The following is a 12703-nucleotide window of genomic DNA, read 5'->3' as shown; positions in this document are numbered from 1 at the left end:
GATCGACTGATGAGTGACGGATTCAGCGCCGCCGAACGCGCGGCGATGAAGGAACGCGCAGAGGAGTTGCGCGCGGAAGGCAGGAAGGGCACCAAGAAGGCCGATGGCCTCCAACAGGTGCTCGACAAGATCGCCGAGTTGGCACCGGACGACAAGGCACTGGCCGAGCGGCTACACGTGCTGGTCACCACGGTCGCGCCCGACCTGGACTGCAAGACGTGGTACGGCATGCCCGCCTACACCAACGCCGACGGCAAGATCGTGCTCTTCTTCAAGGACGCTGCGAAGTTCAAGACCCGTTACGCCACAGTGGGTTTCGAAGACGCGGCCACTCTCGATGACGGCGACTTGTGGCCCACGACGTACGCGCTGCTCAAGTGGACACCGGCCGTCGAGAAGACACTGACCGCTCTGATCAAGAAGGCCGTGTCGTAACGTCGGACCCGTGCAGCGATACACGGGGACCCGGTGGGAGTTCGGCGACGTCATCCTGACCCGGGAAATCCACCACGGTGCGGTGTGGCTGGTCACCAGCGAGTACGTCGTGGAGGACACCGGCGACCGCCTGGTCACCTACATTCCTTCCGGGGCCCAGATGGGCTTCCCCGAGCCGCACCCGCTCGGTGAACACCCCTGGAAGGCAAGGGGTCACGACCGGTGGACCGGTCACGGCGCGCTCACCATCGTGCGCGCCGGTGAGCCCTGGCAGACCACCGTCTTCTGGACAGGCCCGGACCGGGAGTTCGAGTGCTGGTACATCGACGTCATCGCACCGATCCAACGGTTCGAGGGCGGCATCGACGGCTCCGACCAGGAACTCGACCTGGTGATCAGTCCGGACGGAACCGTCGAGGAGAAGGACGTCGAACTCTTCGAGCAGGAAGTGCTCGACGGCCGGTTCACCGAAGCTGAGGCGGAGCAGATCCGCGCCAACTTCGAGCGGGTCAAGGAACTGGTCTCGGCGAACGGCGTTCCCGTCGAACAACATTGGGCGCACTGGGAGCCGCCGGCCGAGTGGGGTCCGCTGGACCTGCCGGACAACTGGCGCGATTACCTGCCCGACTGACTAGAAGTCGATGCAGCCGGCGTCGCAGCCGTCGCATCCGTCGAGACATCCGTCGCCGGGGACCAGGTCGCCGATGCCGTCGCCAAGGTTGGACAGCGCATCACCCAGCCCGTCGAAGCCGTCGAGCAAGCCGGACAACGCGTCCCCGGGATCGACGTCGGCCAGCGCCGACAGATCAACGGACCCGACCAGGTCAACCAGACCGTCCATCAAGTAGAAGATTCCTGGGTCGAGGGCCATGTCGGCCGCCATCCCCAGCGCCGCCTCCGACCCTTCCGCGATCCGCGCAGACCGCAACGCCTCCCCCAGCACCGACGCCACGTGCGGGGCGACACCGAAAGCCACGGCGTACGGCAGCATCGAGCGGATCTCGCCCGCGAGTTCCTCGTGTTTGAGCTGACCGGCTTCGGCGGTCTTGAGGTACTCCTCGTAGCCCAGCGCCTGGATCCGGGCCGCCGTCCCGAGAGCCGTGCGCGGCGTACGACCCCTGCCCCGCCAGATGAGCAGCACGCCTCCCACCCCCAGTCCGACGCCCAACGGCACCCACTGCCAATGGTTTTCGGCCACCGCCGCTACCAGACCGGCGCCGCAGGCAGCAACGATGAGAGCGACACCGAGGAAGGACAGCAGACCGTTGCGCGAGCGCGGGTGCTTGCGATACCAGCCGCGATCGACCACGGCCCGGTAGACGGCGATCTCCGCCTTACGCCACCGTTGCGCGACGTCGGCCTGGCGCAGTGACCCGAGCAGCACGCTGGTGCGACCCGCCAGCAGCGCGTCGAGCAGCACTCGCTCGTGTTCGGCCATCGTCTCCTCACCGACTCCGGTGCGGGAGATCCGCCAGTCGTCCTTGCCCTTCGGACTCGTCTCCTTCTCCAGGGTGACGATCCCGCGCAGCGCCAGATCGACCAAGGTCGCGGTCAGATCCCGGCCGTGCACGATGCCGTCGATGACCGTGCCGGACAGGGCCGGGGTGGAGTTGTCGGGCGCGTTGAAGCGGACGGCGACGGGGCCGGAGTACTCAACCCCTCGGCGTACCCGCTCGGTGTGATCAGACGCGCCGATTCCGGGGGCCAGCCCGGGCGTGACGTCGGTGAAGATCTCATCCTTGCGCCGCCACCGGAAGATCCCGACGGTGACCAGGGCGGCGAGGATGGGCACGAGGCCCACAGCAATGTCGGCGACGGTGAGACCGGCTGGCATGGCCCTACCTTAATAAAACCTGGGAGCCCTGCCGGTCAGGGCAGGTCCACACTGCGGTACGCCGACCGTGGGCTGCCACTGTCCCTCGCCGCCTGAGTTGAGGGACGACGTTGCCACCACGGCGATGATGTTGCCCAAGACCGACCTGCCGCCGGAATCGGTGTTGATGGCGTTGCCGCGCGGTGGAACGGGCCGGTGCCACTGCTGCTGGTCGCCAGCCACGATCCGTACACCGAGAATGGCTACCTGGCCAGCCTGGACCAGTTGGGGGCTGGTGCCGTTCCGCGAGCTGTCGTTGGCTTGAGCCCCTCCGAGCCTGAGGACGGCGGCCGTCTCTGCTCGTGTCTCAGGATTCTCTCAGCAACATCCGGTTCGCTCTGAGGCACTAGGGCGCGTCGAGCCTATTGCGCCGCGATTAGGAGGCGGGAGCGATGCAACTCAAAGCGTTTGTCTCCGCCGTCGCATTGTGGTGCGGAGTGGTGGTGATGGCTTCATCTGCTGCCGACGTAACTGCCGCTGCGAGCAGCCCTCCACTGGGCCGCATGAGGAAAGTCGCACTTCGGTGCCCGGGAGGCACCGCCGGAGAGGCGCTTCTGCCCGCGCCCGGCCGGGGAATGGACTTGAATGCCCTCGGGGTCAAACCGTCTCAGGCAAACCTCTGGATTGCCAACCCCTCTGTTCATTGGGGGGTGATGACTTGTCGCGCGCCGCACGGCTCACGGTCCGAGGGGCTGGGCGGCAAGGGCGTGAGCCCTGACGATGGCTGCGACCCAGTGACGAACTACACCAAGAACTGGAGCGGCTATCAGTTTCAAGCCAGCAGTAGACCGTGGGGCGTAGAGGCAAACTGGAATGTTCCCGCCGTGTCGCACGTGGGAAGCACCAACAACTACCTTTCCGAGTGGGTCGGCCTCGGTAACGGAACTATGTGCAACAACACCGAGTGGCCGTTAGTGCAGGCGGGGACAGAGACAGACTCAATCTGTACAACTTCTTCATGTTCCTCGTCTAGGCAACAGAACTATATGTGGTATGAGCTCTTTCCCAACGCGACCCAGAGTCTTCAGGGCCCGCCCGTCAGCCCCGGCCAGAACGTTTACGTTCAGGTGAGCGTCCCTAGCTCCTCTCAGGCGCTGCTGTGTAACCGGTCAACGAATTCGTGCGACAGTGCCCAAATAGCTGGGGCGAAGTATCAGCCGCTCCCTTACGTTTACGAATGGATCGTCGAGCGCACCAGTTATCAAGACGCTCTGTACAACCCCCCGAACTTCCATTGGATCAGGTTCACAAACGCCTATTGGGACTACTCAGTGTCTGGCCGCGGACAAATGAGCGATTCTCAGCTTCGTATCTCCATGACCCAGGGCAGCACCGTTAAATCGTCCTGCCACGAAACCTCCAACACCTCATTCGTTTGCCAATATCAGTGATCTAAATGCGACACTTGTCCAGTAGAAAAATTCCCACGGCGGTCGCGGCCCTCTTTCTGACGACAGTTCTGCTCGCAAGTTGCGAGGAGAATCCTCACAGCGATGGGCGGCCCACGAAGGTGTGCGGTGTGCAGGTGAGTAGCGGTGCTTCGATGCCAACCGTGCCCGTCCTCATGACGTCCCCGACCAGCATTTTCGCGCCAGCAGCGGGGTATTACCAGGTGGGACCCTCCTGCGCCACTGGAGGAACGATTGTGCTTGATCCCGCCTCGGCATTCTATGAATACGGCGTTAAGGCGGCTGATGCGAACGGCAGGCCCACGGTGGTCCGATTCGGTTTCAGAAAGGGTGCTGGCGCTGCCCTCAAAGTCACAGTGGCCGGAACCACTCGGTTAATTCACTTGGGGTAGGGAGGTTTGCCTTAACCCGAGGCCGACTCGGCGGCGCGTCGGTCAGACCTGACTCGTGGAAGTGAGAACGGGGTCGCCCGCGTCCAACCCGGACGGATGAGGAAGCGCAACTGGAAGAACTGGCCAACGGTTCGCTCGACGGGAACGCCACAGTGGCGAAGCAATCCGGATCATCAGGAAGAGCGCGGCTGTGAGGCCCCAAAGCCCCCACCAGAACACCGTCGCGACGGGTGAGGTCAGAAAGTTCTGCCCCGTCCACAGTTGGTGCGGCAGCACCAGTCCTGCGCCCAGATACCCATAGAGATGAATGAGATGCCACGACTCGTAGCGCAACCGCCGCCGGGCGGCGCGGACCGAGGTAAAGACCACCAGACATAACGCCACGGTTCCCGCAACGGCCAGCAGCATGCTCGGGTAGTTCAGCGTGAGGTCGACGGCGGTGGACCATAACCGCGCGGGCTGCGCCGCGGCGTACCCGATGGTGATCAACGCGATGTGCACGAGCAACCCGGTGAAGCTGGTCAGTCCCACCAACCGATGGCCGCAGGCGAGTTCGTCCTGACCCCAGGCCTGTTCAAGCCAGGGCACCCGGCTCATCATCACCAGTTGGATCAGCAACGCGGCCGAGGCGAGCAGACCGGTCAGCCGCCCGAGACTCGTGAAAAGTCCTGTCGCTGACGAAAAGACCTCCTGGATGCCGCCGCCGCTGACCCAGAGTGCGGTGACGCCCAGCATCACCAGCCACGCGAGGGCGAGACTGATCTGTGTAGCCACTCGTCCGGACCCGGTGAACGAATCCTCGACGGTGACACTGCGCACCCGCTGATCAGGCATCACGCCGCTGCTCACATCGCTCATCGTGGTCAGACTGGTCGGGGCTGCCCTTATGACGACCTGTGCCTGCGCTGTGGTCGTTGATCAGGCGAAGCGCAGGATGCTGATCCCGCCGGCGATCAGGCAGTACACGACGAACGGGTAGAGCGTCCGGGTGTGGAAGTAGCGGGTCAGGAAGCGCGTAGATAGATAGGCGCAGATGAACGCCACCACGGAGCCGGCCAGGATCTGCCCGCCGATCCCCTTGCCTTCCGGGCCGAACAGTTCCGGGATCTTCAGGACACCGGCGGCGAGAATGACCGGGGTGGCCAGCAGGAACGCGAACCGGGTCGCCCTCTCGTGATCGAGTCCGCGCAGCAGACCCGTGGAGATCGTGGCGCCCGACCGGGAGAAACCAGGCAGCAACGCGACCGCCTGCGACGCGCCGATGATGGTCGCGTTGACCCAGCCGAGATCCCGCAGGCGCAGGCCGCGATCTCGTGACCGACGGGTCAACAACTCCGCTGCAAGCAACAGAAAACCATTGAGCGTCAGGAAGATTGCCGCGTAGAGGGGTTTGGCGAAGACCGTTCGCAGGGTCTTGTCGAGCAGGAGGCCGATGATGCAGACGGGGATCGTGCCAAGGATGAGCCACCAGGCCAACCGCGACCTCGGCGTCGTCAGCCGGCGCTCGCGGGCCAGGTCGCCGACGCCCGCGATGATCGCGATCCAGTCCTTCCAGTAGAAGACGATCAGCGCGAGGGCGGTGGCGACGTGCAGGGCCACGATGAACGCGAGGTACGGCGTGTGGCCGCGGGAGCTCTGCTGCGTCACCAGATCCGACCACGAACCACCGATCCACGCCGGGACCAGGATCGAGTGGCCGAGGCTGGACACGGGGAAGAGTTCGGCGACGCCCTGGATGGCGCCCATCACCAGCGCCTGCGGATAGGTCAGGTCAGTCATTCACGCACTTTCATCGGTGGAACCCACGGGGCGGGCCACGCCGTCGTACCGGATCGCGACCCGGATCAGCATGAGGGCGAAAGCTGCGAACAATCCGAGTGCGACGGCGCCGTCGCCCCAGCCGAGACCGCCGCCGTGCCCGTGCGGTTTGCCCAGATAGTCCGCCACCGACGCGCCGAAGGGCCGGGTCAGCACGTACGCCGACCAGAACGTCACCGTCGCACCCCACCTCGCGCGGTGGTGCAGCAGGAGCGCCGCAGCGAAGAGGACTCCGAACAGAAGGGCGGACGCCAGGTACCCCAGACCGAGGCTGAACGCCGCGAAGTCGCCGAGCGCCGTACCCAATGCGAAGGCAGCACCCACGGCACACCAGTAGTAGAGCTCTGGCCGGCCCGCGGTCACTGTGTGGATGTCGATGCTGCCGGTGGCCCGGTGCCACAAGAGGAAAACGACGGCCAGCGCCACGGCGTAGAGGGTCGAGGTCACCGGGTAGGGGATGCCGGCGACCACGTGCATCCCGTCGGCAAGCATCGTGCCGAACACAGCGATCGCAGCAGCGAATAGCCAGTAGGGCACCGGCTGGTAGCTGCGCGCGCGAAGTTGCACGGCGGCGCCGAGCCCGAGCAACGCCAGCCCGACGACTCCCGCGAGGACGACGCTGCGACCGGCCAGGTAGTCCGAGAGGGCTTCACCGCCTGCGGTGGTCAGCAGCTTGAGGACCCAGAAGTCGCCATCGATCGGTGGGACCTTGATCGAAGAGCCAGACACTCAACGGACAGTAGGCCGCTCAGTGATCCCACCACATCAGCCGGCGGGCCGAGCTTCGATGCACCGGTCTACGACCCTGGTCATAGGCGGTCACGATCTGGTGCGCAATTCGCACTATGTTCACCCTCCGTTAGCGCTCCTCCGAGTCACTTCGGAGGTTGCTCGGCTGGGGTAGCGGAGTTGTTCTCGAACCCTCTGTCAGGAGTGAATTGCCATGCGTCATAGCGTGATAACGCCCATTGCCGTCCTCGGAGCACTGGGGCTGTTTGGCGGCGCGGCAACCGCCGCCGCCCAACCCTCACCCGTTGCGCCGGCTGTCCGGCACACCAGCAAGCACGTGCTGTTGATCTCGGTCGACGGTATGCACCAGAGCGACCTGGTCTGGTTCGTCGCTCATCACCCCCACTCGGCCATTGCGCAGTTGGTAAGCGGCGGCACTGAGTACACCCACGCCAGGACGTCCAATCCCTCGGACTCCGATCCGGGTGGCACGGCGCTGATGACGGGCGGCAACCCAAAGTCAACGGGCATCTACTACGACGTCGAGTACAGCCACAAGACCGACGAGCCCGGCACCAAGTGCACGCCTGGCAAACCGGCGACCGGCGGCGACGTCATCTACGACTCACCCGACGACGCGCTCGCCTCGGTGCCCGACTTCATCAACCCGACCAATGGCACCTTCCCCTCCTTCGACGAGAACGGGTCGATCTTCAGCAAGGGGCTGGACAACCGGCCCGCGGCGATCATGGGCCTGCACAACAACGCCTCCTCCCTGAACCCGGCGACCTTCCCGGTCGACCCGAAGACCTGCAAGCCGATCACCCCGTGGGACTACCTCGGCGACAACAGCATCTTCCAAGTCGCCCACCAGGCTGGCCTGCGCACCGCATGGTCCGACAAGCACGCGGTCTACCTGTCCTTCAACGGCCCCGGTTCGCACGCCGCCAGCATCGACGACTTCTTCGGACCGGAGATCGACTCCCAAGCGGTGGAGCCCAACGGCGTGCCGTACCCCCAGGACGATGACTGGGCGCACATCGAGGCCGCGACCAAGCAGTACGACGGCTACAAGGTCCAGGCTGTCCTGAACCAGATCAACGGTCACGACCACTCCGGGAAGCACCACGTCGGCACCCCCGCCATCTTCGGAATGAACTTTCAGGTCGTCTCGGTCGCGCAGAAACTGAAGACGACCCCGGCGGACCTGATCGGTCCCGATGCCCACGGGAACTACCACACCAGCGCACCGCAAGCCGGCGGCTACCAGTGGGTCGGCGGCCAATTGGTCCCTGGTCCAGTACTTTCCAGCGCCCTCGACTACGTGGACGCCCAGGTCGGCCGCATGCTCAGCCAGATCCACAAGGACGGGCTGAGTGGTTCGACCTCGATCATCCTCACCGCCAAGCACGGACAGTCACCCCAGGACCCGCGCAAGCTGGTCACGATCAAGGACGGTCCGATCGTCGCGGCCATCAACGCAGCGTGGGCCCAGAAACACCCGCACGCGAAGGACCTCATTGTGGCGGGTACTAACGACGACCTCTGGCAGTCCTACCTCTCCGACAACTCCCAGGCCGCGTGCGACTTCGTCAAGGCCTACCTGTGGAGCCACACCGCTGACGGCCTGACCGTCGACGGAAAATCCATCACCGTGCCCCACTCGGGGTTGACCCAGATCTGGGCCGGGGCCGCCGCCGCCACGTTCTTCGGAGTGCCGACGAACAACGGGCACTACCCGGACGTCTTCGGCAAGGTCCGGGAAGGCGTCGTCTACGCCAAGCCAACGAAACTCGCCGAACACGGTGGAATGAATCCCGACGACCAGCACGTCCTGATGCTCGTCGACACACCCGGGTCACACCATCACGTGGTCTCCACACCCGTGCAGACCACCCAGGTGGCACCGACCATCCTCAAGCTGCTCGGCCTGAACCCCCACGCGCTGCGCGCGGTTCGCGTCGAGGGGACGGCCGTCCTGCCCGGACTGACCCGACGCGCATAGTCGCCGCGCGCTCACCGTGTCGCAAAGGGCATCGGAATCCGAATCACTCTGTTGCAGTTGGCAATCGCCGAGTAATTGGCAAGGACCCACTGGCTTGCCTGATCGCTGACCAACCAAGACGCCTGAGCCCGTGTCATTCGAACGGGTACGGAACCAATCACCTGACGCAACAACCACCAGGTCAGCAGAGCACGGGCCTGGGCCACGCTCGTGCGCACGAGCTGATCGCAGCTGGCGCACGGGCGTGGCCCAGCGATGGTGGTCGCAAGCTGCCGGTTGACCGCCGCTGCTGGGGAGTCAAACTCTGCGGGCAACGCCAACCTGACGTAGGTTGCTGGCGCCGCCGTCGAACCGGTGAGGAAGAACCGGGACGGGGGGTTGAGACCAAACTCCTGAAGCAACTCCACATACGGGGTCGCGAGGTTGGAGACTCGCTGCAGGTCGACGGACGAGCCCGCAGGCGCGCAGGTGGTCGTCGTCGCGGTGTAGACGCACCGGGGCTCAATCACGGGCTGCGCGACCTGGCCGAGGCCGCGCTGCGCCAGAACAACTGCGGCAGCGACCGAGACCAACCCGAGGGCGAAACCGCCGAGAGCTATCCAGTGCGGCCGCAGCGTTCGTCGATCGGCTGTTGCGGAGGTGGCGTCGACACTCCCGGGTGTCACAAGCTGCCCGCGATCACAGTGCCGTCAGTCCCTTGATGATCATCGCGATCCCGATGATGCCCGCGAGGACCGCAACGGTCTGAATCTTGTGGCTGCCCAACCATTTCGAGAACGCGTCCACCCGTGCCGCGGTGCTGTCCGGCGCAACCCAGTAACCAACGACGGGGACTTCGACCACGACGTACGTCACCAGGCTGAAGCCGAGGATCAGCAGCAACTGCACCGGCAGGCTGTACCCATCCCTGACGATCTGACCCACGGCGAAGGGCGTCGAGCTGAGTCCCGGCGGGTGGGCTCAACCAGCCAGGCCCGCCCGGTAGGCCAGGATCACCATCTGCACCCGGCCACGCAGTTCCAACTTGGCCAGGATCCGCCCGATGTGCACCTTCACAGTCCCTTCCGACAGGAAGAGCTGCGCGGCGATCTCCGGGTTGGTCAGGCCGGTTGCTACCAGTCCCAGCACCTCCAGCTCGCGCGCGGTGAGCACCTCGGTGATCCTGCGGCGCTCGGCCTCGGTCTGCGGATCGGGAAGGGCGTCAGCGACCGCATCCAGCATCGTGCGGGTGACCTGCGGTGAGAGTGCCGCATCCCCCTGGGCCACTGCTCTGATCGCCGCGATCAGCGCAGGCGGCTCGACATCCTTGAGGAGGAATCCTGCTGCGCCGCTGCGCAATCCGGCGAAGACGTACTCATCGAGCTGGAAGGTGGTCAGGATGATCACACGCGTCTGCGGCGAGGTCCGGGTGATCTGCGCCGTCGCCGCGATGCCGTCCATCTCCGGCATCCGCACGTCCATCAACACGACATCGGGTGCGCTCGCGCTGACCTGAGCCAACGCCTCGCGGCCCGTGCCGGCCTCGGCGACGACTTCGAGATCCGGCTCCGCGTCGAGCACCATTCGGTAGCCCAGCCGCAACAGTGGCTGGTCGTCTGCAAGCAGGAGCCGGATCATCGCGTCACGACCGGCAGCGTGACGTGTACCCGCCATCCGCTGTTGTCCGGCCCGGCGCTGAACGAACCATGCTGTGCAGCAACACGTTCGGACATTCCGCTGATGCCACGACCCGCGGGCTGGGGTAGCGGCGGCCGGGCACTGCGGTCGGTGACGTCCACGGTCACGGTGGACTCGGCGTACGTGAGGTTGACCTCGACGCTGGCTGGGCGTTCGGCGTGCTTGAGCGTGTTGGTCAATGCTTCCTGTACGACGCGCCGCACCACCTCGTCGACGTCGCCGCTGTCGGCGGTGGGCTGACCGGCGACCTGAATCCGCACCGGGACGCCGGCCAGCCGGACCGGAGTCGCGAGTTGCTCCAGCGCGGACGGGAGTGGCGCAGTCGGCGCAGCGAGAACAGTCACCAGAGAACGGGTTTCAGCCAACGCCTGCCGACCGGTGAGGGATAGCTGCCGGAGCGCCTCATCCGGGGGTTGGCCGTGCTTCACCGCTGCCTGGGCACCGTCAGCCAGCGCGATCATCACCGCCAGATGATGGCCGACGACGTCGTGCATGTCGCGCGCGATCCGGGTGCGTTCGAGCTGCCCGGCGCGCTCGGTGACCTGCGTGAGATAGGCCGCGCGCTCCCGCAGGTAGACACCCAGCAGCACCGCGGCGGCGATGGCGATGTTGAGCAGGACGCCGAGCAGGAGGGAGTGCTCGGACCACTTCGCGACCGCGAGCACCACACCGATCTCGAGGACAACGACCGCGGCAACCACGGCCCGGGTGCGTCGCTGCATGACCAGCGTCGTCAGCACCACCAACAACGACACGTCGCTGAGCACCCGCACGTCCAGCCACCACTGCACCGCCGCGAACACCGCGAGGACAGCGAAAACCGCTACGGGGTAGCGGCTCTGGAGCAGGACGGGCGCGCTCATGGCGATCAGCGCGAGCGCGACCTTGAGGTTCCAGCCGCCGTGGGCGATGACCTCGGGAAGCCCGATGAGCAGACAACCGAGAGCCAACACCGCATCGCGCGCCGCCGGCGACATCGCACCCAGGCGCGCTGCGGGCGTCGCTGCGAGCCGCTCACTGTCCACCCCCTGACGGTAACCGGCCGACCAGTCCTCGCGCGGCGTACCCGCGTGGGGTCGGTTCTACGACCTGGGTCGTACCCGCCGCCCGCCTGACTCGGACCCTGAGCCACACCTGGGACCAGCCTCTTGTCGCTACGCCGCCCGTGCCCGCACGGTCGGTGAGTGACAACCAGACGAGACCGGCTCATCGCCGCGATCCTGCTCGGACTGACCGCGATCCTCATCGTGCTCCAGGGCGTGTGGGCCGGACTCTTCCTCGCATCCGACCCGCGATCGGACTCGTGGATCCACGTGCATGACCTCGGCGCCTGGGCCACCCTGCTGTGCTCAGTCGCGGCGGCGGCCTGGGTGACCCTGCGGCTGCGCAGTGACCGCGCGCTGTGGCTCGGCAGCGTTGCGCTCGTGCTGGCCATCGCGGGTGAGGCCCACCTCGGTGGGCAGATCACCGACAACGGCGACGATGCCCTGACGGCGGTGCACGTGCCGCTGGCGCTGGTCCTCATGGGCCTGGGCGTCTGGTTGCCGACGCGAGCAGCCCGGCTCGTGCGGACCGATCCCACTTCGGCCATGCTGGACTCGTGAGTTTCGACGTCGCGGCGGACGCCTACCAGGCGTTCATGGGGCGGTACGCCGATCGGTTGGCTGACCGTCTCATCTCCCTGCTCGCGCCCACTGCCGGGCAACGCGCTCTGGATGTCGGTGCCGGCACCGGTGCCGTGGCGCAGCGGCTTGCCTACTTCCTGGGCGAGGCCGCCGTGACCGCGGTCGATTCGTCCCCACCGTTCGTCGCGGCGCTGGGCGAAAGCATGCCGAACGCCGAAGTCCGGTTGGCGGCCGCCGAGTCACTACCGTTCGACGACGAAACCTTCGATCTGGTGATCGCTCAACTGGTGGTGCAGTTCATGGCCGACGCAGATCGCGGGCTTGCGGAGATGGTCCGGGTGACCCGGCCCGGAGGCCGGGTCGCCGTATCGGTGTGGGACTTCGGCGGTGGCCGGTCGCCGTTGTCGGTCTTCTGGCAGGCGGCCAACGAGCTTTTCGAGGACGTCCCGGACGAATCGGGGCAGCGTGGGACGCAAGCCGGCGAACTGCGTGACCTTCTGCGCGACGCCGGGTTGTCGCTGGCCACGGACACCGAGTTAAGCGTGGATCTGGTCTACGACAGCTTCGAGTCCTGGTGGCAGCCTTACGAATTGGGGGTGGGTCCGGCCGGTGCCTACCTGGCCACCTTGGACTCTTCCGACCGCGAGGCACTCCGGCAGCGCTGCGCGCACTTGCTGCCGCCCGCACCCGGGCCGCACCATGCGGTGGCGTGGGTGGCTATCGGAACCCGGAGCTGATCC

13 protein-coding genes are annotated in these 12703 nt (G+C 66.0%); 6 read left to right on the top strand and 7 right to left on the bottom strand.

Going from position 1 to position 12703, the window contains the following annotated elements; translation table 11 throughout:
* The first annotated feature begins 9 nt into the window (after positions 1-9).
* Together AZH51_RS15440 and AZH51_RS15435 are read left to right on the top strand one after the other, a co-directional pair.
* Positions 10-435, top strand: coding sequence for a hypothetical protein (locus AZH51_RS15440; RefSeq protein ID WP_291525740.1), 426 nt, complete (start codon positions 10-12; stop codon positions 433-435).
* 10 nt (positions 436-445) lie between these two features.
* Entirely contained in the window at positions 446-1066 is a 621-nt protein-coding gene (locus AZH51_RS15435; protein WP_291525739.1) for a DUF402 domain-containing protein, read from the top strand.
* Here the strand turns inward: AZH51_RS15435 and AZH51_RS15430 are convergent, their stop codons facing one another.
* On the bottom strand, positions 1067-2269 hold the full coding sequence (locus tag AZH51_RS15430) for a DUF2207 domain-containing protein (RefSeq protein ID WP_291525738.1): 1203 nt from the start codon (positions 2267-2269) through the stop codon (positions 1067-1069).
* A gap of 431 nt (positions 2270-2700) precedes the next feature.
* Here AZH51_RS15430 and AZH51_RS18770 point away from each other — a divergent pair, with 431 nt between their 5' ends.
* Complete coding sequence (locus tag AZH51_RS18770; protein WP_367188061.1) at positions 2701-3699, top strand: G1 family glutamic endopeptidase; 999 nt, start codon at positions 2701-2703, stop codon at positions 3697-3699.
* Positions 3700-4151: 452 nt separating this feature from the next.
* Here the strand turns inward: AZH51_RS18770 and AZH51_RS15425 are convergent, their stop codons facing one another.
* The 3 genes from AZH51_RS15425 to AZH51_RS15415 are packed head-to-tail and all read right to left on the bottom strand — an operon-like array spanning position 4152 to position 6656.
* A complete protein-coding gene (locus AZH51_RS15425) occupies positions 4152-4967 on the bottom strand; it encodes a ferric reductase-like transmembrane domain-containing protein (RefSeq protein ID WP_291525737.1) in 816 nt (271 codons plus the stop codon).
* Positions 4968-5027: 60 nt separating this feature from the next.
* A complete protein-coding gene (locus tag AZH51_RS15420) occupies positions 5028-5888 on the bottom strand; it encodes an undecaprenyl-diphosphate phosphatase (protein WP_291525736.1) in 861 nt (286 codons plus the stop codon).
* On the bottom strand, positions 5889-6656 hold the full coding sequence (locus tag AZH51_RS15415; RefSeq protein ID WP_291525735.1) for a hypothetical protein: 768 nt from the start codon (positions 6654-6656) through the stop codon (positions 5889-5891). It abuts the gene before it with no gap.
* 214 nt (positions 6657-6870) lie between these two features.
* Here AZH51_RS15415 and AZH51_RS15410 point away from each other — a divergent pair, with 214 nt between their 5' ends.
* Positions 6871-8661 (top strand): alkaline phosphatase family protein, encoded by a 1791-nt coding sequence (locus AZH51_RS15410; RefSeq protein WP_291525734.1) that lies wholly within the window; start codon positions 6871-6873, stop codon positions 8659-8661.
* Positions 8662-9339: 678 nt separating this feature from the next.
* Here the strand turns inward: AZH51_RS15410 and AZH51_RS15405 are convergent.
* From AZH51_RS15405 to AZH51_RS15395, 3 genes are read right to left on the bottom strand one after another with little or no spacing between them, the layout of a single operon-like run.
* Complete coding sequence (locus AZH51_RS15405) at positions 9340-9585, bottom strand: GAP family protein (RefSeq protein ID WP_291525733.1); 246 nt, start codon at positions 9583-9585, stop codon at positions 9340-9342.
* Between the two features lie 36 nt (positions 9586-9621).
* On the bottom strand, positions 9622-10278 hold the full coding sequence (locus AZH51_RS15400) for a response regulator transcription factor (RefSeq protein ID WP_291525732.1): 657 nt from the start codon (positions 10276-10278) through the stop codon (positions 9622-9624).
* Positions 10275-11363, bottom strand: a complete 1089-nt coding sequence (locus AZH51_RS15395) for a histidine kinase (RefSeq protein ID WP_291525731.1) — start codon at positions 11361-11363, stop codon at positions 10275-10277. Before AZH51_RS15395 ends, AZH51_RS15400 begins: the two co-directional genes overlap by 4 nt.
* A gap of 159 nt (positions 11364-11522) precedes the next feature.
* Here AZH51_RS15395 and AZH51_RS15390 point away from each other — a divergent pair, with 159 nt between their 5' ends.
* Together AZH51_RS15390 and AZH51_RS15385 are read left to right on the top strand one after the other, a co-directional pair.
* Complete coding sequence (locus AZH51_RS15390; protein WP_291525730.1) at positions 11523-11942, top strand: hypothetical protein; 420 nt, start codon at positions 11523-11525, stop codon at positions 11940-11942.
* On the top strand, positions 11939-12700 hold the full coding sequence (locus AZH51_RS15385; RefSeq protein ID WP_291525729.1) for a class I SAM-dependent methyltransferase: 762 nt from the start codon (positions 11939-11941) through the stop codon (positions 12698-12700). Before AZH51_RS15390 ends, AZH51_RS15385 begins: the two co-directional genes overlap by 4 nt.
* The last annotated feature ends 3 nt before the right edge of the window (positions 12701-12703 follow it).

Origin of the sequence: Branchiibius sp. NY16-3462-2 (genome assembly GCF_001594145.1) — a bacterium.
In the GTDB taxonomy this organism is placed as follows: Bacteria; Actinomycetota; Actinomycetes; order Actinomycetales; family Dermatophilaceae; genus Branchiibius.
This window is presented reverse-complemented; position numbering and strand designations above follow the sequence as displayed.

What these genes read in the sequence shown, in the direction of transcription:
- AZH51_RS15410 (WP_291525734.1), top strand. Translation starts at nt 6,871, where the DNA reads ATGCGTCATAGCGTGATAACGCCCATTGCCGTCCTCGGAGCACTGGGG.
- AZH51_RS15425 (WP_291525737.1), bottom strand. Translation starts at nt 4,967, where the DNA reads ATGAGCGATGTGAGCAGCGGCGTGATGCCTGATCAGCGGGTGCGCAGT.
- AZH51_RS18770 (WP_367188061.1), top strand. Translation starts at nt 2,701, where the DNA reads ATGCAACTCAAAGCGTTTGTCTCCGCCGTCGCATTGTGGTGCGGAGTG.
- AZH51_RS15400 (WP_291525732.1), bottom strand. Translation starts at nt 10,278, where the DNA reads ATGATCCGGCTCCTGCTTGCAGACGACCAGCCACTGTTGCGGCTGGGC.
- AZH51_RS15440 (WP_291525740.1), top strand. Translation starts at nt 10, where the DNA reads ATGAGTGACGGATTCAGCGCCGCCGAACGCGCGGCGATGAAGGAACGC.
- AZH51_RS15420 (WP_291525736.1), bottom strand. Translation starts at nt 5,888, where the DNA reads ATGACTGACCTGACCTATCCGCAGGCGCTGGTGATGGGCGCCATCCAG.
- AZH51_RS15430 (WP_291525738.1), bottom strand. Translation starts at nt 2,269, where the DNA reads ATGCCAGCCGGTCTCACCGTCGCCGACATTGCTGTGGGCCTCGTGCCC.